The organism is Micromonospora sp. WMMC250 (assembly GCF_027460215.1).
GTDB classification, from domain to species: domain Bacteria; phylum Actinomycetota; class Actinomycetes; order Mycobacteriales; family Micromonosporaceae; genus Micromonospora; species Micromonospora taraxaci.
The window spans coordinates 3,501,114-3,523,902 of the sequence record NZ_JAPZBJ010000002.1; the positions used below are offsets into that span (position 1 = coordinate 3,501,114).

Annotated in this window: 13 protein-coding genes; 4 read left to right on the forward strand and 9 right to left on the reverse strand. The window is 68.0% G+C overall.

Features of this window, described 5'->3' with window-relative positions:
• Nucleotides 1–141: 141 nt before the first annotated feature.
• The 3 genes from O3438_RS15350 to O3438_RS15355 all read right to left on the reverse strand — a co-directional run bounded on the left by O3438_RS15350 (nt 142) and on the right by O3438_RS15355 (nt 9,985).
• Nucleotides 142–801: a Uma2 family endonuclease gene (locus tag O3438_RS15350; protein ID WP_269680609.1), complete on the reverse strand. Its 660-nt coding sequence runs from the start codon at nt 799–801 to the stop codon at nt 142–144.
• Between the two features lie 1,076 nt (nt 802–1,877).
• Nucleotides 1,878–2,231, reverse strand: a complete 354-nt coding sequence (locus O3438_RS34325; RefSeq protein ID WP_408630524.1) for a DUF6086 family protein — start codon at nt 2,229–2,231, stop codon at nt 1,878–1,880.
• Nucleotides 2,228–9,985, reverse strand: a complete 7,758-nt coding sequence (locus tag O3438_RS15355) for an RHS repeat-associated core domain-containing protein (RefSeq protein ID WP_269680610.1) — start codon at nt 9,983–9,985, stop codon at nt 2,228–2,230. Before O3438_RS15355 ends, O3438_RS34325 begins: the two co-directional genes overlap by 4 nt.
• A 445-nt stretch (nt 9,986–10,430) precedes the next feature.
• Here O3438_RS15355 and O3438_RS15360 point away from each other — a divergent pair, with 445 nt between their 5' ends.
• Nucleotides 10,431–13,547, forward strand: a complete 3,117-nt coding sequence (locus O3438_RS15360; protein ID WP_269680611.1) for a DNRLRE domain-containing protein — start codon at nt 10,431–10,433, stop codon at nt 13,545–13,547.
• Nucleotides 13,548–13,731: 184 nt separating this feature from the next.
• On the opposite strand, the gene O3438_RS15365 is transcribed toward O3438_RS15360, so the two are convergent.
• The 4 genes from O3438_RS15365 to O3438_RS15380 are packed head-to-tail and all read right to left on the reverse strand — an operon-like array spanning nt 13,732 to nt 16,130.
• Nucleotides 13,732–14,574, reverse strand: a complete 843-nt coding sequence (locus O3438_RS15365) for a hypothetical protein (RefSeq protein WP_269680612.1) — start codon at nt 14,572–14,574, stop codon at nt 13,732–13,734.
• A gap of 16 nt (nt 14,575–14,590) precedes the next feature.
• Complete coding sequence (locus O3438_RS15370) at nt 14,591–15,028, reverse strand: hypothetical protein (RefSeq protein WP_269680613.1); 438 nt, start codon at nt 15,026–15,028, stop codon at nt 14,591–14,593.
• 39 nt (nt 15,029–15,067) lie between these two features.
• Nucleotides 15,068–15,259, reverse strand: a complete 192-nt coding sequence (locus tag O3438_RS15375; RefSeq protein WP_269680614.1) for a DUF397 domain-containing protein — start codon at nt 15,257–15,259, stop codon at nt 15,068–15,070.
• A complete protein-coding gene (locus tag O3438_RS15380) occupies nt 15,249–16,130 on the reverse strand; it encodes a helix-turn-helix domain-containing protein (RefSeq protein WP_269680615.1) in 882 nt (293 codons plus the stop codon). The genes O3438_RS15375 and O3438_RS15380 overlap by 11 nt, the downstream gene beginning before the upstream one ends.
• Before the next feature lie 215 nt (nt 16,131–16,345).
• On the opposite strand from O3438_RS15380, the gene O3438_RS15385 reads away from it, so the two are divergent.
• Together O3438_RS15385 and O3438_RS15390 are read left to right on the forward strand one after the other, a co-directional pair.
• Nucleotides 16,346–16,585 (forward strand): hypothetical protein, encoded by a 240-nt coding sequence (locus O3438_RS15385; RefSeq protein WP_269680616.1) that lies wholly within the window; start codon nt 16,346–16,348, stop codon nt 16,583–16,585.
• Nucleotides 16,582–16,935 (forward strand): hypothetical protein, encoded by a 354-nt coding sequence (locus O3438_RS15390; protein ID WP_269680617.1) that lies wholly within the window; start codon nt 16,582–16,584, stop codon nt 16,933–16,935. The genes O3438_RS15385 and O3438_RS15390 overlap by 4 nt, the downstream gene beginning before the upstream one ends.
• On the opposite strand, the gene O3438_RS15395 is transcribed toward O3438_RS15390, so the two are convergent.
• Nucleotides 16,922–20,893, reverse strand: coding sequence for a CARDB domain-containing protein (locus tag O3438_RS15395; RefSeq protein ID WP_269680618.1), 3,972 nt, complete (start codon nt 20,891–20,893; stop codon nt 16,922–16,924). The genes O3438_RS15390 and O3438_RS15395 overlap by 14 nt on opposite strands.
• Before the next feature lie 373 nt (nt 20,894–21,266).
• Nucleotides 21,267–21,818, reverse strand: coding sequence for a GNAT family N-acetyltransferase (locus tag O3438_RS15400; protein WP_269680619.1), 552 nt, complete (start codon nt 21,816–21,818; stop codon nt 21,267–21,269).
• 51 nt (nt 21,819–21,869) lie between these two features.
• Between O3438_RS15400 and O3438_RS15405 the strand changes: the two genes are divergently transcribed.
• Nucleotides 21,870–22,718 (forward strand): YhjD/YihY/BrkB family envelope integrity protein, encoded by an 849-nt coding sequence (locus O3438_RS15405; protein ID WP_269680620.1) that lies wholly within the window; start codon nt 21,870–21,872, stop codon nt 22,716–22,718.
• The last annotated feature ends 71 nt before the right edge of the window (nt 22,719–22,789 follow it).

The window sequence follows — 22,789 nt, forward strand, 5'->3', positions numbered from 1 at the left end:
CCGCTGGGAGCCTCAGCCCTCCCCCGCCGCCCCGCCCCACCCCACTGCGCCCGCCGCCGCCGGGCGATGATCGACTCGGGTTCACGGAAGTCGCGGCATCCCAAGCACCAGGACACCCCGATTTCCAGCAAACCGTGTCGATCAAGCCTCTTCGTCGGTCGACTCGGGCACCGGCTCGGTCGGTGCCGCCTCCTCGCCCAGCAGGTCGCCCGGATCGATGGAGAACTCGAACGGCTCTCGCATGACGAACCGAGTTCCGGCAGCCGCAGCGGCCACCGGTCGGTACTCCCCCTCGATCAACTCGTACAGCGCGATCGTGGGCACCCGATTACGCAGGTCGACCCGGAGGAAGAAGGGCACGCCGGCGTCTGCGTACTCACGCGGCCGGTCGATGATGTCCTTGCGCCGGTTTCCGGGGGAGACAATCTCGCCCAACAGCACGGCGTGCCCGATGTCCATCGTCGTCCGGCCACCGCCCGGCGCGTCGAGGATCACGATGTCGGGGATGAAGAGATCTTCACCAGAGACGACGTTCGTCTCCAGATAGAGCCACAGCTTTGCACGGCGGGCTGCCTGCTTCAGGTGATACGCGAGGTCCAACTCCGCGTCCTGATGGTCGTATCCGGCATGTGGTGTCACGATCACGCTTCCGCTCAGGACCTCAACCTTGGGGCCGTTGGTCTCCGGCAACAGGTCGAGGGCGAGCTGCGCAGTCCAGGGCTCGTCGTGCCACCGCAGCACGTCGAACGACGGCTCGGTGTGCTGCGGCGCCGGCTCCGGCGCGAACGCGGCCTGGGCCATCCGGGCTCACCCCCTCAGCGGACCATCCTGCTCAGGTCAGCCTAACCACCGCAGCCCGTACGACGCGTCATCGCACACCCAGTGCGACGGTCTAGCCACCTCGCCGACCTCGTGTCGATCAAGGGGCGGCTCTGCCTTCCTCGCCTGACTCCTGGTCGTTCAGCAACGATTCGAACTTGCTACGGACCAAAAACCGCCACTCACTTACTTCAAGCATCAGCACTATCCGACTCTGGGGTGCCTAGCTACGACCGACATGAGAACGGTGTCAAACGAGCAGAGCAAGAAAGGTCATCGCCAGCCTGCCGGAGTTTCAGACCGTTCTCGTCGGCGCGAGACCACCTTCCAAGCCTATTTTCCCTTGGAGGGAGCTGCACGACTCATGCCTGGCAGCCGTTGAGCTCGTCGTCATGAGGCTACTCGACCACGCCCACATCGGCGTCGCCGCCACCGCCTACGGGTAACTTCGCTTTCAACGCGAGGCATCGACACCTCAGCACCGCCCTGGACGGTCCCGGTGAGCCGTCGTGGGCCCCTTTGTCTGCGGACGTTGCCGTCAACCCCCGCAGTCAGACCGCTCCGAAAAACCGCAACAGCTTTCCGGAAACGGCGAGGGACGCTTTTTTGCGGAAACAGAAATCAGATATCGATTCCTTGATTAACCGGAAAAGCTGAATGGCCCATCCGGCCGGGGTGCCCGCAGGCCGGAAAGCACTGGGGCACCACCGACATCAGCGACCGGCCCATGTTGGCCTGCGCCTGCGACACCATCGCCGCCGACAGGCCCATGTCGGCCAGAACCGCGGCAGGTCAACACTCTCATCCGAAAAGGAATCGAGATCGGTTCGAATGCGAGCGTCAGTTCTCCGACATTACCCGGAGATATAACCACAACAACCGCTGCTCCGGCATAATCGCTACCAGATCAATCTACCTTAGGCATTCCGACAACCGAGGACGCCAGCCTCCGCCCTAGGCGTCCCGTAAGTACCTGAACGGAACGGAGACTGATAACCACACCCGCCCGCGCCCCTCGTCGCCACGTCAACATGCGGTGCAGTCAGTCCAAACTTCTTCTACATAGCCTTCGCGAGCAGACGCACAGCTTCCACCAACTCTCGCTCACCCCGGAAACCGGGAGGCACTTCAAGACCTCCCCGATCCAGGAGCACAAGAGATGTGAGGAGAATTCCCCGTATTAGATCACGACGAACTGGATGGCGACTCTCCGAATAACATTCAAATAACGCGCCTACAAATCGGGGAAAGACCTGCGGGTCAACTTCGCACGTATCATCGTCGGAAGGCGCCAATCCACTTGGGATACCGAGAACAACCGCAGCGCCGTCCGCAAGCGAGACGAATAGGTGACCGATCCTCAGCGCAGGATCCCAGACGTCATCCCCGGAAACTGTGAAGTAGTAGCTCACTCAGCGATCTCCAATCGTAGATCGAGTTCTGGTCTACCTCTCCGCAGGACGGCGAAGTGATTCTCAAGGGTGGCCCGGAAGCGCGGGTCTATGGCCGGGTTCGTAAACCTGAAGCCAATCGGAGCATTCTCGTAACCAGGGAGGTGCTGACGCGCCCGGAGGTACGCGTCCAACTTCCGGTTAATGTGCTTATTCACCCACGACTCATCGCCGAATATTGCGCTTTTCTCTTCCCAGAGTACGCCACCCTCAATGTGATCGATGTCAGTGATTCGATCCCCTGTCTCCGGGTCATAGACATCGTAGTCGCGCTCGCCCTCAAGGCATCCATTAGTGTTGTGAACGAGGACCGGCGTCTCGCCTACGAGCACATAGTACGTGTGGATGTTGGCGACGGTGAGGTTGTGGACGGTCGCCCACGAGGTGGTCCAGCGTTCGATTGCCGTGATCTGCACGAGGGTGCCGGCGCTGGTGCGCAGCATCTGCCCGGATCGCAGGTCGGTGGCGTCGACCCATTCGTTCAGCTCCGGCACCCAGAACGGGTGACCGTCGGTCGCGGTGACCTCGGCCGTGTCTGACCCTTGGTCGCCGTCGGTGTCGATGGTGACCTTCACCAGGTTCTTGACACCCTCGCCCTTGATCGCGGCGGTGACCGTCTCTACCTCGACGCGACCCGTCTCCGGATCAGTGACCTGGACCTTGTCGCCCGGCTTGACGTCCTCGATCGGCTTCGTCGAGCCGTCGGCCATGAGCACCTTGGTGCCGGGCACGAAGCTGTTGCACTTGCCGCCGTCAGGCTTGCCAGCACCGCCGCCGCCGCTGGTCCCGCCACTACTGCGACCGGAAGCACCCGACGCACCACCGGGCTTGGCGTCGCCCTTGCCGGCGCCGCCGGAACTCTTGCCACCGCCGGACTTCCCAGCGCCGCTCGATCCGGCCGACGATCCCTTCGGATTACTCTTCGCCTGGGCCTGTTTCTGGACCGGGTTACCCGTCTTCTTCGACGCCTGCGTCGCCTTGTTGCTCGTCGTGTTGACCTTGTCGGCGGCCTTCTTCTTGGCTGCCTGCGCGGCCTTCTTCGCCCGCTCGATCGCCAACTTCTTGGCGTTCAACGCCGCTGTCTCCGCCGCCCGGGCGGCAGCCAGCACCGCCTCGGCGGCTCTCTTCGCTGCCCGCCACGCCTGGATCGCGTCGATCGTCCGGTTGACCGCTCGCATCACGGCCGGGATCTTGCCGAGCTTGGCCCACGGAATCGCCCCGATGATCAAGCTGCCGCACGCCCACATGTCACCGCCGAAGCAGTTCATGGCGTCGTTGATGCCGATGAACTCCTTGAGGATGTACCAGGCCGAGTCGAGCACCACCGACATCAGCGACCGCCCCATGTTGGCCTGCGCCTGGGACACCATCGCCGCCGACAGACCCGCACCGGCCAGCGCCGCCGCCGTCTCCGACGCGGTCAACGCCACCGACAGACCCGACGGGTCGGAGTGGGTCACCGGGTTGTTGTGGGCGTACGCGTACCCGTTGGACTGCGCCGGGTCGGCCAGGTCCAGGACCGGGTCCGCGGACAGGAACCGTCCCACCGTCGGGTCGTACAGACGCGCACCGAGCGGAGTGAAACCCGAAGCGTCATCGCGGACAGCACCGAGAAATCCGGTGTTGTTCAGCAAGTTGGCGTTCAACGGCGGGGCACCCCGCTCGTTGCCGAACGGATCCTGCTTACGGATCCGCACCGGCATCGCCGTGTCGTACATGCCGACCTCGGCGTACGTGGTGCCCTGATGGTCACCGGCGAGGGCCAGCAGGTACGAGTTGGCAGTGCTGTTGTTCGCGTAGCGCACCACGGTGCCACCCGGCGCGGCGTACGTGCGTTGGACGGAGACCTGCACCCCGCCCTTCTGCACCGTCAGCTGCGCCTCGCCCAGGTTCAGGGTGGCCTGACGCTGCTGGATCGTCAGCAGACGCGTGCCGCCCGGCCCGTAGATGTGCCGGGTCTCGTCCTGCGCCTCCCACTGCTGGGCGGGCACTGTGGCGCACGCCGCCAACACGATCGGAGTGCCGTCGACGGTCGCGGCGTCCTTGACGGCGATGCAGAGACCGGAGGCGGTGTGCTTGAGCTGACCGGTCGACAGGCGCTCCACCTGCTGGGCCGCGGCACCGGTGCAGCTCTGCACCGCGAAGGCCGAACCCGCGGTGTTCGCGGCCGGCTGCACACACCAGGTGTCGTACGCAGCCAGCGTGCCCAGGTTCGGGTTGCTCTGGTTGGGCGTGGCAGCGAAGCTCCACCGCTGCGCGGGTGACCCATTGCACCCGTACAACTGCAAAGGCTGGTTCGGGACGGTCAACCCACGACTGAGGTCGATGCACTTGTTGGCCAGGCCGACGTACGAGCTCCGGCCCTTGGTGCCCTCGCCGGCGATCCGCTCGACCTGGCCGTCGTACGTCCACGACAGGGTCTGCTGGTCACCGTTCTGGAGGGAGGTGACGGACTTCGTCTCGCCGGTCAGCTCGTACAGCCGCTCGGCGGCCGCGGTGATCGCGGCGCCGGCCGGGGTGAGGTAGTTCTTGGTGGCCTTGGTGAGGGTGCGCGGCTGGCTGCCGTCGGCCTTGCCATAGGTGTACGTGGTGGTGGCGTCCTTGGCGGTGGCGCCGGTCAGGTCCTTCTCCACCAGCTTGGTGCGGTTACCGAGCAGGTCGTACTCGTACTCCTGCCAGTAGCCGGACTTGTCAGTGCCGGCGGCCACGTTGAGGGTGCCGTCGGTGTTGACCGGGCCCGGGGAGCACAGCGCCTGGTTCTTGGCGGTCCAGGCCGTCTTCAGCCGGCCGAGCGCGTACTGGAAGCACTGCCGCTCCTCGATGCCGGTCGCCTCCTCGCGGATGGCGAGGACGTTGCCGGCGTCGTCGTAGGCGTAGGAGCGGTTGGAGACGAGGTTGCCGCCGACGATGCTCTTGTCGCCGGTCTGCTCGCGGTAGACCTGCTGGCTGTTGAGGGCACCACTGGCGTCGTCGTACGAGGCCATGGTCCACACCCGGTACGGCTGGGCGCCGAGGGTGGAGCGCAGCACCTGCCCGTACGGCGAGTAGACGGTCTCCGCGCCGTACCAGTTGTTACCGGACACCGAGAGCGGCAGACCGTCCTTGGTGTAGCGGACGAGGAGCTTCTCCGACGGCAGGCTGCCGACGGCGGGCAGGGTCGACGACTCGGGCAGACCGGTGTCGGTGTAGGTGCTGTCGTAGGTGTACGAGGTCCGCAGGCCCCAGGTGTCGGCGATGGACTGCGGCAGCGTGAGGGTCGTCGACGTGGGCTGGTAGTCGTCGCTGTAGCTGTTGATCCGCTGGGTGTACGGCAGGCCGTCGGTGTAGCGGGTGGCGCTGGCCGGGAGGCCCTTGCCATTGGCGACGGTGTCGTAGGTGAACTCGCCCAGGAGCGTGCCGGTGCTGCTGCCGAGCCGCTGAGACGTCGGGCGGGACAGCTGGTCGTAGCCGTTCCAGACGGTAATGCCGCGGGCGTTGGTGGAGGTCAGCTGCCGGTCCCGGTGGTCGTACGTGATCCGGGTGGTGCCGGAGTCCGGGTCGGTGGAGCTGTCCATCCGGCCGCGCTGGTCGTACGTCCAGGTCCACGGGCGGGTCGGGCTGGCCGAGTGGGTGGCCTGCGCGAGCTGACCACGCGCGTCGTGCTGGTAGCGCATGCTGGTGAACTCGGTGCGGGCGCTGTTGGTGAAGGTGTCGACCCGGGTGGTCCGGCCCAGGGCGTCGGTGAACATCCGGTAGGAGGTCGCACCGGCCGGGTTGACCACTGTGGAGTGGTCGGCGCCGTACACGTAGCGGGTGGCCCGGTTTGGCTGTTCGACGCCGTTCAGGACGGGCAGTTCCTGGGTGACCCGGCCGAGGCCGTCGTAGGTGTAGAGGGTGGCGTTCGGTACGGGCCCCGGGTTGTCGGGGTCCACGAACGGCGTGAACAGTTGGCCACCGGGCGAGCCGTTGGCAAGGTACGCGTTGTTGGTGCGCCACACCTCGCCGGAGCTGTTGTACTCCGTGTCGGTGATGAGCCGGCCGCCGCCGGTGGCCTCCTCCTGGGTCTGCCGTTCCCGGCCCAGGCCGTCGTAGATCGCGACGGAGGTCTGGATCCGGTTCTCGTGCCCCCGGCTGAAGGTGGTGATGACCGGTGGCTTCCCGGCGGGCACGACGTACTGGGCCCGGAAGTCCGGGACGGACGTGGACGACGGGGTACGCCCGGGGCCCCACGCCTCGACGAGGCGGCCCAGCGCGTCGTACTTCGCCTCACTGACCCGGTTGTTCAGGTCGGTGGTCTTCACCGTGACGGCACGGCCCGGATCCAGCTCCCGGGTCTGCTTGTGTCCGAGCGAGTTCTCCTCGATGACGCTGGTGGCCTGGCCGGTGGACGGCGTGTAGGTGATCTTCGAGGTCTTGCCGTCCGGGTCGGTGTTGCTGACCACGCGACCGATGGCGTCGAAGCCGGTGGTTCCGTCGGGCTGGAAGCCCGTGCCGTCGCCCTTCAGCGACCAGGTCTGGGTGGCCAGGCCGCGGGTCGAGGCGCCCAGGGCGACGTCGTACGCCTGGCCGTCGTAGGCGACCCGGCCCGCCGAGCTGAGCGTCTTCAGGTCGTCGAAGGCCGCGGTGGCGCAGGTCGTCGGGCTGGTCCGGATCTGCTTGGTCAGCCCGATGAGGTTCTTGTCGTCGCGGTGCAGGTAGTCCACCAGGGTGCACGACTCGTCACCGGTCTTGCCGGTGTCGCCGAGCGACTCGATGTGCGTGGGCAGGCCGTGCGTCGCCTCGAAGGTGGTCCTCGTCTCGACGGTCCGCAGGGTCCGGGTGTCGTCGCCGGTGCCGGAGGACCGGGTGTACGAGGCCTGCCGAGGCTCGGTGACCCGCCAGGCCTGTAGCGGGCTGAGCCCGTCGTCGCGGGTGCGAGACGCGAGTTCCTGCGCGGCGGGGTACGTGACGCTGCGGGTGAGCCAGTTGGTGTCGGCGTCGCCGGCGTCGGCGTACGTCAACTCCTCGGCGACCCGGCCGGCGAAGGCCTCCCGGTCCTTGGCGATCTCGACCTCGGTGACGTCCTTGACGGAGACGTTGTCACCCAGGCCCCGGAAGTACCGGGTGACGGACTTGGTCCGCTTGCTGCCGATGTCGGGATCGTCCGCGCCGGTGTAGACGGTGACCTGGTCGACCCCGGCGAACTGGGAGTACGTGCGGGTCGACTTCTTGGTGAACTCCTGCTCGGCGAGCCGCCAGGCCGGCGTGCCGTACGCGTACCGGGTGGTGGTGGTGAACGCACCGTCCAGGTTGGGGAGTTCCTCGACGCTGTCGACGACGTACTTCTGGAACCAGTCGATGTCCTCGACGGCCGGGTCGGGATGCCAGAAGGCCGGGTAGCAGAACCGGTTGTTGGCCTTCAGCGCCGCGGTGTCGCTCTTGCCGGGCAGCCCTGTGCCGGTCTTGCAGTCGCCGACGGGCGCCTTGTAGTTGATGACGGTCTCGCCGCCGTACTCGTTGATGACCCGGGCGATGCGCAGCCGGGCGAAGCCGGGGCGGTTGTCCCGCTTGACGCGGTTCGGCATCTCCTCGGTGTTGGATTCGAAGCGCACCGCGTTGAGCGCGATCTTGTCGTTGTTCCTGCCGTGGCCGGTGCGGGTGATCGACTCCAGCCACAGTGCGGTGTTGGGGCCGGTCTTCAGGATCGGGAACGACTGCTTGAGCTGGTACTCGTCAACGGTCTGGAGGGTCTTCGCCGACGTCCGCTGCGCCGATGTGGTGATTTTGTCGAGGCGCTTACGGGTGAAGAAGGACGGCGAGGCGTTCCAACACTTCTGGCCGGCGGCACAGCGCAGGTCGGCCGGGGTGTCGTACCAGATCCGGTACTTGTCCGGCTTGGCGCTGGCGAAGTTCTCATCGGTGCAGGTGAGGGAGCCCTCGGCGAAGCAGCGCTCCGCGACGCTGAAGGCGATCCGCGCCAGCGGCGCCTCCGAGAAGAGGGTGTCCCGGCGCTGCCCGTAGTCGATGCGGGTCAGATAGCCGCCGCGGTCGTAGCTGACCGGGTCCTTGAAGTTGAAGTTCCGGGCGTAGTGGTTGGTCTCGCGTTCCCACCACAGGCTCATGGCGTTGCCGTGGATGTCCTCGACGTAGTCGAGGGACCAGCGCCACGCCTGGGTGCAGACCGAGCCGGCCCAGTTGCCCGCCTTGTAGCAGTCCTCGTCGGAGTGGTTGCCGTACACCGGCACGGTGAGGACCGAGTTGGTCACCGGGTCGTCGGCGGCGCTGCCCCGGTCGGACCAGCCGGGCAGGCGGTTGCGGCCGAAGTGGTAGCGGGTGCCGTCCCGGGTGGTGACGATCCAGTACTCGCCGTCGGCGTCGCCGTTCGCCAGGCTGGTGTCCTTCACCAGCTGGACCTTCGAGCCGTCGCCGTTGGCGGTGAACCAGGCCTCCTTGCCCTCGTCCCAGACCAGCTCGGTGGTCATGCCGGCGAGCGACAGGGTGGCGTTCTTCGAGCCCCAGCAGAGGTCGGCGGTGCGGTGCGAGGAGTTGTTCGAACCCGGCTTCTTCGAGTCCTCCCGGCACGTGGCGTAGCTGCGGGTGATCGCCCCGGCGCTGTAGTCCCAGCCGTCGCCGATCCAGGAGGCCTGGTTGTTGGTGGCGGAGGTGCGGCCGTCCACCGACTGCGAGGAGTACGACAGGGCGACCTTCGGCATCAGGCCGGCGGCGGTCTCGGGGGTCTGCACCTGGTACGAGTAGGTGAAGGCGCCGGACGACGAACCAGCGGCCCAGGAGCCGGAGGACAGCAGCGGAGTGGCGGTGAAGTCGCCCGCCGAGGACGCGCCGGTGTCCAGCACGCCGACGACGCTCGACCCTTCCGCGGCGGCAGCGCGGGCACCCGGGGCGGTGCCGGCATCCTGCGCCGCGAGCAACGCGCCCACTGGCACCTTGCCCGTGACCACCCGCTGCATCGGCTCGTCAGCGGTGGCCGCGATCCGCGCCGACGCCTGCTTGGTCGGCACCAGCGTCACCTCGCTGGGCACCGTCCGGGCGCTCGTCGTGGCGGGCGCGAACGACGTCATCCCGCTGGTGCCGGCGGTGGCACAGTCGCCGGAGTCGGGGGCGTCGAAGACGCAGTCGGGCAGCAGCATGACGCCGAAGCGGTCGGCGGCCAGCGGCCCGTACAGGTCGGCGAAGTCGGTGTAGTTGACGTCGAGGGCGACCTCGGCGGCCGGGTCGGCGGTTGCCGGCGGCGTGATCTTCATGATCAGGCCCGACACGCTGGCGGCCTGGGACGCCTCGGGGGCGGCAAGGTCGACGGTCCAGGTGCCGGCGAGGGCGGCCGGGTCACCACCCTCCGGTACGCCGAGCGCGACCGGGAGGTCGTCGACCTGCTTGGTCGCGCCGGGCTCGACGCCGGTCAGGTCCACGGCGCCGGTGTCCTGCTGCCACGGCTCGACGGCGCCGGGCACGTACGGGACGACCGGCACCTGGTCGGCGGTGAGCAGGTCGGTCTCGGCTTCCCCGTTCTGGTCGACCTGCTTGGTCTTCGGGATGTCCGGCAGTTGGACCTGGGTGTCCTCGCGGCTCATGCCGGCACCGGGCACCGCCCAGGCCGGCGCGGGCACGGATGTCGCGACGAGCGTCGTGGACAGGAACAGCACCATCGCCGTGCGGGCGCGACGCCCTTGTGGGCGAAGCGGCCCCGTCGAGGTCCGTCGGCCATGCCACCGCCGGGACAGCAACCCGATACCACGCATACGTGTCGACTCCACCCAGGCGCAAAACAACGAGAAGGCGCGGAAGACCGCGAAAAAGCACGCACCGGATCGGCACGTGCGTGAGCACTCTGCGGTAGGAGCGGCCGCTACTCAAGGCCAGCCGGTCGTCACCGATGGGACTGGAAGTGATCTGGGTCACGCCGCCATTGATGATCAGTTAGCTCTGGCAGGCAGGAATGGGGCCTTCCGGGCAGATGTCAACAAGGCTCTGCGAAAGGCACCACCAAACCCGACACAAGATCGAAATCTGCCCGAACTTCCAGCAACACCGAGGCGGCCTGTAACGGATTCATAACGTTCACGGGATAGACGAGACGCCCTCACGTCGTGCGATCGTGTGCTCGCATTTTGCCCCTCGGTCCGCCGAAAGGGGCCACTTGTTGTGCCTTCCTTGTTGCCGGCCCCCCAGGGGAGTAGAAGCGCCGTGACCGTGCCTCGCCTGCTCAGCCCATTCGTGCGTACGCGCACCAGGCTGATCCTCACCCTGGGCGTCCTGCTGGCCGCACTCGTCGCGATCCCGCTCCCGACGCCGTGGGCCGACCAACCTCGCGACACCGCCCTCGCGCCGATGCCCCCCGCCCCGCGCGACGAGGCGACCGCGATGGCCGAGGCGCTGCGGACCGGCACGGACGTGCTCGTGGAAACCGCCACCAGCGCCACCTCACTCACCTGGGCGCTGCCGAGCGGACACCTGCGCACCACGACCCACGCCACCCCGCAGCGGACGAAGAACACCACTGGACAGTGGGTGGCCGTCGACAACACGCTGACCCGCGCCGGGACGGCCGCCGGCGGGCTGACCATCCGTCCCGTCAATGCCGTCACGCCCGTGCGGTTCTCCGGTGGCAGCGCCCCGGACCAGCGAGACGACGCGTCGACAGTCCTGACCGAGATGGACGTCGAGGGACACACCATCGCGTACACCTGGCCCGGTCGGCTGCCGAAGCCGGTGCTCGACGGGCCGCGCGCCCTCTACCCCGAGGTCCGACCGGGGGTGGACCTGCTCCTCGTCGCGCGCGACGACGGCGGCTTCGGACAGTTGCTGATCGTCAAGAACCGTGCGGCCGACACCATCCAGGCGGTCAGCACCCTCACCTACGGCCTGCGGTCCGACACGGTGGTCTTCCGTCGCGACGCGACGACCGGCGGTGTCCGGGCCCTCGACAAGGTCAGCGGGGAAGAGGTCAGCTCGATCCCCAGCCCCTTCGCCTGGGACTCCGCGGGACGCGATCCCGAGGCACCGGACAGCGCCCCCCGTACGTCCGTCGCCACGCCCGCCGACGTGCTGAAGCTGTCCGGCCTCGTCGGCGGCGAGCCCGGCGCACGCCAGGCCCAGATGCCCACCCGCCTCGACGGTGACGGCACGGGTGACGCCCGACTGCACCTCGACGCCGCCGCCACCGGGCTGCTCACCGACGCGGACGTGCTCTTCCCCGTCTTCCTGGATCCGACGATGACCAGCGGCAAGCTGGCCTGGGCCACCGTCTACTCGCAGCACCCCAACACCAACACCTACAACGGCACCAACTTCAACTCCGGGACGACGGACGCCCGGGTGGGCTACGACGAGGACACCCCGCTGCGCGCCCGCTCCTTCTGGCGCATGGGTTACGACACCAAGATCAAGGGCGCGACGGTAACCTCCGCCACCTTCAAGGTGCTGAACAACCACTCGTGGCAGTGCACGGCCCGGGAGATGCAGCTCTGGCGCACCGGCGCCATCTCCAGCGGCAGCACCTGGAACAAGCAACCGACGTGGGTGGAGGAGGAGTCCCGGCGGTCCTTCGCCTACGGTTACGGCAGTAGCTGCGCCGACGACTACGCGAGCTTCGACGTGAAGAAGGGCGCCCAGGCCGCTGCGAACGCCGGCTGGTCGAACCTCACCTTCGGCATGCGCGCCACCAGCGAGTCCGACACGATCACCTGGCGCAAGTTCGCGGTCAGCTCCGCGGTGTTGAGCGTCACCTACAACCGGCCGCCCAACGAGCCGGTCAACGGCGCCACCTCCCCCGGCGGCCCCTGCGTTCCCGGGCCCGGCGCGGGCGTGACGGTGGCGAAGACCAACATCGTGCTCTCCGCGAACTCCTCCGACGGCGACGGCAACCTCAAGAGCCTGCGCTTCCGGTTCTGGAAGAACGGCGCGGCTGTTCCGGCGGGCACCGTGGTCGCCACGACGAGCGACGGCAGGGCCAGCCTGACGATCCCCGCCGGCAACCTGGAGGACAAGGCGGTCTACTCCTGGGAGGTGAGCGCCGAGGACGCGGTCGGCGCCTCGTCCTCGTTCTTCCCACCCGGCAGCGAGCCGTGCCGCCTCACCGTCGACGCCTCCGCGCCTCCGGCGCCGGACGTCACCAGCGACGTCTTCAAGCGGGCCACCCCGGACGGCGCGACGTGGGCGACGATCAAGTTCGGCGAGACCGGTCCCATCACGTTCAGCGCCTCCGGCGCCACGAGCTTCACGTACTCGTTCGAGAGCATCGGCGCCGTGGCCGTCCCGGCCACCAACGGCACAGCCACCGTGCCCAACCTGGCACCCCGGCACGCCGGGCCCACCACCCTGCACGTGTACGCGTTCGACACGGTCGGCAACCGCAGCGCCCGCACGGACTACACGTTCTACCTGCCGCCCCGCTCGACGGCCGACGGGCCGGGTGACACGGGCGGTGACGGCATTCCCGACCTGCTCCTGGTGGACTCCTCGGGCAACCTGCGCAACTACGCCGGCGACACGGGCGGCGAGTTGTACGCCTGGCTCGTCGGCTCCTACACCGCCGACGGCAAGCTCAACCCGACAGGTCACTGGTTCGACCCGGCCACCGGCAACGCAGCCCTGCTCGCCAAGCACTCCGACGTCTATCCCGGCGACGGTACGACCGACATGTTCGTCCGTACCCCCGACGGTGGGTTCTGGATCTACCCGGGCGACGGGTACGGCACCTTCGACGTCGACCGCCGCCTGCGGGTCCTCCTGCCGCCCACCGGCGTCGGTGGGACCGCCATACCGGCACCCTCGACCTGGACCCAGATCAAGGCGGTCGGTGACATCACCGGCGACAAGCTTCCGGACCTGATCCTGCGAGCCGGAACCGCGTTCTGGACACTGAGCGGCTACACCGGTGGCAGCTTCCAGGAGGCGACCCTGATGGAGGGCTCCGCCTGGGCCCGCCGCGAGATCGTCAACGTGGCGGACATCGACCTGGACGGCACACCGGACCTGCTCTGGCGAAACATGGACAACGGCAACATGTACGTCCGGCACGGCAAGCCCGGCTCACTCCCGGGCAGCGTGAACCTGGACTCGCTCAAGACGGCGGCCGGCTCCCGCGACGGCGACGTCTCGTACGGCACGGGATGGTCCGAGGCCAACATCAGCGCGATCATCAGCATCCCGGACGTCAGCGGGGACCGGATTCCGGACTTCTGGACCCGGTCGGGCACCGACGGCATGATGCGGATCTACCACCCGTCCAAGACCGACACAGGCGGGCCGGTGAAGGTCGTCCTGGGCGACGACTGGCGCGGGGTCAAGTCCTTCGGCTGAGAACGCACGACAACGGGCCCGAGCAGCTGTTCGCTCGGGCCCGTTGTCGCGGTACGGCTATTGCCCTCGATCGACACCACATCGCCGACCTGGCGGTATCCCCGCTCCCCAACACCCTTACCTCGCCGACCTCGTGTCGATCAAGCCTGGTCGCCCACTCCTGGACGGCGTACGGCGGCCGGCACTAGCTTTCCTGAAGGGCGCGGAGCTGATCGGCGCTCAGGTGACGCACCTCCCAGATCAGTTCTGCCACCTGACGAGACGCGGTGTCCGCAGGCGGAAGGGCCTGCGGCACCTCGATGTCGATCAACGCGGCCAGGTCCTCGACCCGGTAGGAGAGCACCGTCGCGAAACCGGACAACAGCTGAGGGTCCAGTTCTTTACCGCCGAGGCCCACCACATTGATGGTCGCCGCCGACAGCGGCCCGATTCCGGCCAGCCGATACACCATCTTTGCTGAGTTCAGGCTGTCCAGATTGCGGTTACGGAGCAGGCGCACGATCACCGCCCCGGGTCCGTACGGAAACCGATCGGGCTCCCGCACGATCGGTACGGCCGGCTCGGGAGGCCGCATCGATCGGGCCGCCCCGAGAAGGTGTTCGCGTTGCTCGCTGGGCAGAAGAAGGGCGGTCTTCACAAGGTGGTCCAGGATCGAGCCGGCCGGAGCCGCGCAGGGTGCCAGGTCACTCGGCACGTCGAGGCCGGCCAGGACGAAGAGGTCGGCCGGGTGCAGACCGAGCACCGGAGCGAGTCGTCGCAGGGCTGACGGACCGGACACCTCGATCTCGGACTGATCGACCTGCGCGGCGCGCAGCAGGTTGTCGACGTGCTGCCCGCGGCTCTTCGACAATCGCGCCACCATCGCAACGAGGTTTGCTGGGCCTGCCATCCACCTGCGCGTTACCGCACCCCCAGCGGCAACGCCTCTGATCTCCAGTTCAGAGTGGCTGACACTGTATTGCCACGGTCGAGACGTGCCGGGCAAGGCGACAGGCAGGGTCTCGTGGCGTGCCGATTCGCTGGTCACCCCGGGTTCGCCGCCTCTACGCCACATCGGTGGACAGGTGCGCATAGCGTCGCGGGTGGCGCACGACGGCCAGCCAGACCGCCGCGCCGAGGCAGAGCACGGCCAGCAGGGACAGCAGCACCAGAGCTGGGTTGACCCAGGCGGGCACCAGGTCGTGGGTGGCGTTGCATCGGTCGTGGAGGGGGAACCATCGCGCCGACTCACGCCAGTGGGCGGCGCGGTAGGCGCTGTCGTAGCTGACGCCGGCCTGTCGGCAGGACTCCTCCGAGTTCATGGAGGAACCCGCGAACGCCCCGACGAACCAGGTGACAGCGGTGGCGACGATCGAGAGCCCGGCCGTCGCGGCGAACCAGCCCGGAGTCTTCCAGCGGCCGGTGAGCAGAGGCCGACCCCAGAGCCAGAGCACGAACAGAGTGGGTACGGCGAGGCAGAACGCGGTCGTGACAATGCCCATGCTGAGTTGTCAGCCTCCCCGTCGGCGAGCCGATCTTGATCATCGCACGGGCTGGCTCACCACCGTGAACTCGACGAATGCGGTCCAGGCCGAGGGGGTGAAGGTCAGCACCGGCCCCTGCCGGTCCTTGCTGTCGCGTACGCCGACCGTCTCGGCGAAGCCCGCCACCTCGACGCAGTCGCCCTCGCTGCCGGATCGGGTCGACGTGCGCCAGACTCCGTCACGCTCCATCGGTCATCTCCTTCGCTATGGCCGCGATCAGCTCACGGGACTCGTCGGCGCTGAGCGCCCGCTCACTGAGCGAGCGCCACGCGTCGTCGTAGATCTCGATTTCGTGGGTCTTGTCAAGGTAGACCGCGCCGCACGGGCCGTCCATGTAGATGGTGGTCGGCTCCGGCTGGCGCACCTCGGACGGGAAGTCGAGCATGGTGAAGGTGCCAGCCTGCGCCCAGCGCACCAGCCCCGCGTCGAACGGCAGCACCCGGATGCCGATGGTGGGCTGCCGCGACGACACCACAAGCGACTCCAGTTGCCGGACCATGGCCGACCGGTCGCGCAGCGGGCGGCGCAGCACCGCCTCGTTCAGGATGACGTCGAGGCGCGGGGCGCGGGGCACCGCCCGGACCAGCAGCCGTTGACGGCGAAGCCGCACGTCGATCTTCGCCTGCCGCTCCGCCTCGGCCATCTGCGGCTGGTCGGTGACGATCAGCTCGGTCATGTACTCGACCGTCTGCAACAGCCCGGGAATGAGGTCCGCCTCGTACTTGCGGATGCGGGTGGCGGCGGCTTCCAGACCGACGTACAGCTTGAACCAGTCCTTGATCGCCTCGCCGTAGCTGTGCCACCAGCCGTGCGCCTTGGTCTCCCTGGCCAGCGCCCGCATCGTCTCGATCGTCTCTGGAGTCGCGTTGTAGACCCGGCACATGGCCGCCACGTCGTTCGGGTGCATGGGGACCTGGCCGGTTTCGTACCGCCAGATTCGCGGTGCCGACCATTCCAATTCCTTGGCCGCGGCAGTGACCGTCACATAGGCGTTTTCGCGAAGCTCTCTCAGATATCTGCCGAGCTGCCTCCGTGGGACTGTGCTGCCGGAGTCGTCCACGTCATCTCCCTGACTGTCGTCGTGTAAGACACCTCGCCCCTTGGTCTGGATTCTGCCGCGAAAGATTGCGTTAGCGCCAGCAGTGAAAAGACCATCGTGGACAGCCAGGACAACAGATCGGGTCGGTCACCGTCGGGAGCGTTATGCCTCAGAGTCATAAATATGACTCTGAGGCATAACGCTCGTCGGGAGGTCGCCGCCCGGACGGGAGAACCATGGGCTCTGTCGACGATCTACCGCTGCCGCCCCACGTCACCACGGAGGACGTCGTGTTGGCGCTGAGGGCGGTCACCGTGCACACCCCCGAGCGGCCCGACGGTACGCGCTGCCGTAGGGACGAGGCAGCACACCCGTGCCGGGTGCACCGCTGGGGCCGTCGTGTCCTGGAGCGGCGCGGCCTGACCGATGAGCAGGTGCAGACGTTGATCGCTGGAGGAACGGTGGCGTTGCCGTGAGCCAGTCACCGAGGTGGATCATCCACCTCCCGACCACGCTGACCAGCCTCGAAGGGGTTACCGCCCTGGCCGTGGCACTTCGCGACTCGCTCGGTCACCTCGCCGTCGTCGACTTCGGCGAGACCACCCTCAGCGAGGAGGACGCGCAGTTCCTGCGTACCCGAGTGTTCTGTGACGCCAGGATCGACGGCGCGGGACGTTGCCGACGCCGCGACGACCACGACGGACCCTGCGCCACGAACCCCGACGATGGTCGACTCCAGATCGCCGATATCGGGGTGTCCCCGGCAACGGGACACCCCGATATCGGTGAAACGGTGGTGATCAAGCGGCGGACTAGCCGCCGTTGATGACGAACTGTGAGCCCGGCTGGATGACGATGTTGCCGTCGGCCGAGTTGGTGATTGTCACGTTCGTCAGGTTGGCGTTGCCGCGCGCGCCGCTCATCGCGAGGATTCCGGCGCCGTTGTTGGACTTGTCGATCCGCACATTGGTGATGGCGACGTTCGGCATGTTGCCGCCGCCGTTCTTGAACTGGATGCCGTCGAACGTGGAGTCGATGATGTCGGTGTCGCGGATGGTGACCCCGACGATGTCCCGGGTGGCCGGGAAGAGGGTGATGGCACCGAACTCCTGGTCCTCGTTCCAGAATGCGCCACCGGTGCGGTAGAGCCCATTGTTGGCGATCAGCGTCGTCCCGGAGAACGGCAACGGGTCGTGGTCGGTCGCCAGCATGATGCCCGGGTAGTTCGCCGTGTCGTAGATCAGGTTGTTCTCGATCGAGTTGTCGTAGCCGCCGTAGATGGCGATGCCGTTCGCCCGCCAGGGCAACTGGATGGTGTTGTTGACGAAGTGGTTGTCGTGGGCGATGTCGACGGTGCGGTCCTTCACGTACGGGTTGGCCCAGACGGCGAGGGCGTCGTCGCCCGTGGTGCGGAACGACGAGTTGAACACCCGCGAGTTGCGCGTGCCGTTGCTGAAGTTGATGCCGTCGGCGTACGTGTTGCGGATCCGCATGCCGCTGAAGTCCAGCCCGTCGGCCGGCCCCCATAGGTCGGGGATGTTGTCGTAGTCGCGGCCGACCCAGACACCCACGTTGGCGTGCTCGATCCACACATTGCTGATCTTGGTGCCGGTGCCGAAGCGACCGTTCAGACCCACGCCACCCTCGGCGTTGCCGTCACCGCCACGGATCCGGCCCGAGCCGAAGATGGCGATGTCGGAGATCTGGGTGTTCTTGTCGATGTCGAAGCCGAAGTTGCCCTCGTGCGGGTGGTTGATGCCGCCCACCACGTTCTGCGGCTCGGTCAGCGTGTACAGCTGCGAGTGCCACATGCCGGCGCCCCGGATCGTGACGTTGCTGATGCCGACCTGGTTGTGCATGCCCCGGTTCAGCGGGTCGTCGGTCAGGATCTTCTGCTCCTGCCGCCACTGCCCGGCGGGGATCCAGACGCAGCCGATGACACCGTTCTGGTCGTCGGTCACCGCCCGCTGGATGGCTGCGGTGTCGTCGATCCCGTCGTTCGGCACCGCGCCGTACGACGTGATCGAGGTGCAGCCGGCCGGCTGGCTCGCCGGCCCCGCCACCTGCTCCAGGTCGATCATGTCGATGACGTAGAACGAGGCGGTGTCACCCGAGTCGCGCTGCAACTTGAAGCGGGTGCCCGCCGGATACGACTGCGCCAGCAGCGCGTTCGACTCGTCGAAGAGCCGCCGGGCGTCGGCCTGCGGGGTGTTGGTCAGCGCCTCCGGCCCGTCGGTGTTGCCGTAGAGCCAGCTGTGCTTCGACGACAGGGTCAGCTTCCGGGAGAAGACGTCGTTGACGTAGAGGCTGATCGTCGCCTCGATGCCACCACCACCGGGAGCGTCCGGGATGGAGTTGCGGACCACGATGGAGTTGGCCTGGTTGGCCGAGGTGAACTCCACGAACTGACCGGTGCTGGTGAGGCGTACCGACTTGCGGCCCGACGACTCGCTCGCGAAGTTGGTGTGGCCGAAGGTGCGCAGCGGGTCGGTCTCCAGCAGCGCGCCCGAGTAGCGGCCGGCCTCCGCCTCGTAGGAGACGTACGGGACGGCTGCCCCGCGCCCGACCACTATCGACTGGCTGAACGCGTTGTTGCTCTCGTTGGTCTCGGCGACCACGTTGGTGGCGTCAGCGGTGGCGGTGAGGGTGGCACCGCCGCTGGTGGCGGTCCAACTGCCGCTGACGGCCACGGTGACTGTCGCGCCGGCAGCGATCGAGGCGGTGTTGGTGTTGAGCGTGGTGCTGCCCGCCACCAGCCGGGTGACGGTGGTCGCGCCGGTCGCGGTGGTGCCCCGGTTGCGGACCGTCACGGTGAAGGTGACGGACGCCCCGACCGCCGGGTTCGGCGGGTTCGAGGCGATGCTGAGCACCTGGAGGTCCGGGCCCGGCGCCTGCGTCACCACGAGAGGCGACGCCGCGGTGAAGCTGTTGTTGCCGTTGTTCTGCTCGACGATCGTGTTCGTCGGGTCGACCACCGCCGAGACGGCGTAGCTGCCCATCGGCCGCGTACCGGCGTTGAACGACACAGTGGTCGAGGCGCCCGCGGCGAGCGCGCCCACAGCGGCGCTGCCGACGACCGCGCCGGCCAGGCTGAAGTTGACGGTGGTGGCCCCCGCGGCGGCGGATCCGATGTTCTGCACGACTGCCGACAGGGTGACCGCGCTGGCCTCACTGGGCGACGACGGTGACCAGGTCACCGAGCTGACCACCAGGTCGGGATTGGGTGCCGGCGTGCCGCACACCTCAAGCTCCGCGACCTGCCCGGACGGTGCGCCGGTGTTGCCGGTGAACCGCAACTGCACGTCCGCCGTGGTCGCGCTGACCGGGATGGTCACCACGTTGGTGCCCTGCACGAACTGGTAGGCCGCCGCCGACACCAGACTGGTGTACGACGACGACGCCTGGTCGCGGCCGAGGACCTGGATGGTCTGGGTACGGGTGCCCCAGGACGAATCCGGGTTGAGCTTGACGGTGACACCGGAGATCGAGTGGTTCGCGCCCAGCGCCACCGTCAGGTTCTGCGGGTAGCTGGCCGCGCCCTCCCAGTAGGTGCCGAGCTGCCCGTCGTTCGCCTTGTCCGGGGTGAAGGTGAAGGTGGAGCCGCTCGCGGTCATGCTCTTGCCCTGCGCCACGTTGGTGCAGGCGGGCGGGTTGCTGCCGGTCCGGGTGACGGTGTTGCTGTTGCCGGACAGGTTGCCGGCTCCGTCGCGCGCCCGCACGTAGTAGGACACGGTCGCCGTCGCCGGCTGGGTGTCCTGGTAGGTGAGGACGGTGCCGAGCGTCGCGATCAGGTTGCCACCCCGGTAGACGTTGTACCCGGCCAGGCCACTGCCACCGGAGTCGGTGGAGGCACCCCAGTTCAGCGTGATCGTGCTGCCCGACGTGCTCTGCGACAGCGTCCCCGGGACGCTCGGCGCGGTGGTGTCGCCACTGCCCGTGCGGGTCACCGTGTTGCTGTTGCCGGACAGGTTGCCGGCGGCGTCGCGCGCCCGCACGTAGTAGGACACGGTCGCCGTGGCCGGCTGCGTGTCGTTGAAGGTGGTCACATTGCCGACGGACTGGAGGAACGCGCCGTTGCGGTAGACGTCGTAGCCGGCGATGCCGCTGCCGCCCGCGTTGTCGGTCGACGCGACCCAGTTGAGGCTGATGGTGGTGCCCGACTGGGTGTACGAGAGGTTGCCCGGCACGCTCGGCGCGGTGGTGTCCGGGGTGGTGCCGCCGCTGCCGTACACCTCCAGCTCGGAGAGCTGCCCCGCTGGCCAGCCGCTGTTCGCGGTGACGGTGATCCGCACGTAGCGGGTGGAGGTCGAGCTGAAGTTGATCGTGACCGTGCTGGCGCTCGCCGGGTTGAAGGTGTACGTCTGCGACCCGACCAGATCGGTGAAGGACGAACCGTTCGTGCTGCCCCGCACGCTCAACGTCTGCGTCCGGGTCGCCCAGCCGTTGGTCGGCAGCTTCAGCACGACCTGGTTGACGCTCTGCGCTGCGCCGAGGTCGACCTGCACCCACTGCGGGAACGCGTTGTTGACGCTCTCCCAGTAGCTGCCCGCGTTGCCGTCGACGACCTTCGACGAGTCGTAGACGTCGGCGTGGCCGCTCTCCTGGGTGGGTCGGCCCTGGGCGAGGTTGGTGGCTGCCGGGGCGAAGCCGCTGCTCGGCGCTGCCGCCTTGTCGGCGGGGCGGGCTGCGCCGGCCGGGTTCGCGAGAGCTGTCGCTCCCGCCGTGGCGATCAGCGTGGCCGCGGCTGTCGCCGCGACCATTCTGAACAGATTCGTTCGTCTCATGACTGTCCTGTCGTCGGGGGACGGTTGCCGCGGGCGGGGGTGACCACGGGTGGGGGTGAGCGGCGGTGCGTCGCCGGCCGGTGAGGCGGGCCGGCGTCGAGGGGTACCGAGCATCAACGGGCCCCCCAGGAGGCCCGTTGAATATTCCGCACGCATGCACAGAACCGTGCACGTCTTTGTCGAAATCTTGCGTTACTTTGACCAAAGGTTACTGACGTGCTACGGGAGCGTCAACACTTCGACCACGGTAACTATTGACGGAGTTGCCCACTCTCGACCGCCGACAACGCGAAGGAAGGTGCCGCCTCCGACGACTGGAGGCGACACCTTCCCTGCACCTGCGCGGATCTTGCGTCAGGTCGTAACGGAACGATCAGGCATCTGGCGCTCGCACCACGAACGTCTCCAACAGCTCGCCGCCGTACCAGTCGGTGCGCTGGCCGACGTGCGTCATCCCGAGCCGCCGGCAGACCGCCATCGACGCCTCGTTGCCCGGCGACACCAACGCGTGGACCTCCGGGCCGCCCGCGGCGAACTCCCGTGCCAGGACCGCGGAGGCCGCCTCGGTGGCGTACCCGTGACCCCACGAGTCCGGGTGCAGGTGCCAACCCGTCTCGATCTGCTCGGTGAGCACCGCCTCGTCGACGCCGGGGATCGGCTTGAGCAGCACCGTGCCCGCCACCTGACCCGTCTCGCGTACCTCGATCGCCCAGGTGCCGTACCGGCCGCCGTCGGCCGCGTGCCGGTCCCGCCAGATGCGCAGCCGCTCGGCGGCCTGGGCCCTGTCGGTCATCGGCAGGCCGGGCGACACGGCTAACCAACGGGTGATGTCCGGACGGGAGTAGATGTCGTAGATCCGCGCCAGGTCGGCCGGATCATCGGTCCAGTCGCGCAGGATGAGGCGTTCGGTCGTGACAACAGTCATGACCGGCGATCTTAAGGAGTGAGGGCCCGGACGACAGGGAAGGAGACGGCGATGGGCAACGGATGGCAGCGGGCGAAGCGGATCACCAGCGCCGCGTTCCGCCCGGTGCGTGGGCGGGATCTGTCGCTGCACGCCGCCGCGATCACCTTCTACGGGGCGATCGCTGTGGTGCCGGTCGCCCTCCTGGCGATCTGGCTCACCTCACTGGTGGCCGGCGCCGACCGGGTACGCCGGCTCACCTCGCACGCCGTGGAGGCCCTGCCCACCGCCATCGGCGCGCCCCGGGCGGTGGACGCTCTGGTCAACGCCGGAGTGGAGCTGACCCCGCTGCTGGCGTTGGCCTCACTGCTGCCCGCGTCGCTCTACGGCGAGGGTCTGCGCCGGGCCTTCGTGTCGGTCGCCGCGCCCCGTACCGACGAGCACCTGGTCGGCTGGCGGGGCCGGCTGCTGCTGCTGCCGCTGCTCGCGCCGGCCCCCGCGCTGCTGCTGTCGATCCTGCTGGCGCTCCCGCTCACCACCGGCCTCGTACGCCAGGGGGGTTGGCTCGGTGTCCTCGGCGTGGTGCTGTCGTTCCTGGCGGTCTGGCTGGTGCTCACGCCGGTGCTGATGTGGGTGTTCCGGGTGGTCGGGCCGGCCTCACCGGACTGGCTCTCCACGCTCGCGATCGGGTCGTTCACGGCGGCCAACCTCTCCGGCTTCCTGCACGGCTTCGTGCTCTTCGCCTCGCTCCCCCTGGACCTGGGGGTGCCGTTCGGTGGCTTCGACGAGATCGGCGCGGGAGTCGCTGTGCTCCTCTGGCTGTACCTGTTCCACGTGATCGTCCTGGCCGGCTACTCCGCGACCCTGGCCCTCTCCACCTGGCGCACCGCCCGCACCGCCCGCACCCCCCAATCGGGTTGATCAAGAGGTTTGCGTCAGTTTCGCGCCCTCAGCTGACGCGAACCTCTTGATCACCGGGGCAGAGGGCAGGA

Bases quoted from the DNA above. Each gene is read 5' to 3' on its own strand.
- O3438_RS15350 (WP_269680609.1), bottom strand. From the start codon at position 801: ATGGCCCAGGCCGCGTTCGCGCCGGAGCCGGCGCCGCAGCACACCGAG.
- O3438_RS15355 (WP_269680610.1), bottom strand. From the start codon at position 9,985: ATGCGTGGTATCGGGTTGCTGTCCCGGCGGTGGCATGGCCGACGGACC.
- O3438_RS15370 (WP_269680613.1), bottom strand. From the start codon at position 15,028: ATGGGCATTGTCACGACCGCGTTCTGCCTCGCCGTACCCACTCTGTTC.
- O3438_RS15375 (WP_269680614.1), bottom strand. From the start codon at position 15,259: ATGGAGCGTGACGGAGTCTGGCGCACGTCGACCCGATCCGGCAGCGAG.
- O3438_RS15385 (WP_269680616.1), top strand. From the start codon at position 16,346: ATGGGCTCTGTCGACGATCTACCGCTGCCGCCCCACGTCACCACGGAG.
- O3438_RS15395 (WP_269680618.1), bottom strand. From the start codon at position 20,893: ATGAGACGAACGAATCTGTTCAGAATGGTCGCGGCGACAGCCGCGGCC.
- O3438_RS15400 (WP_269680619.1), bottom strand. From the start codon at position 21,818: ATGACTGTTGTCACGACCGAACGCCTCATCCTGCGCGACTGGACCGAT.
- O3438_RS15405 (WP_269680620.1), top strand. From the start codon at position 21,870: ATGGGCAACGGATGGCAGCGGGCGAAGCGGATCACCAGCGCCGCGTTC.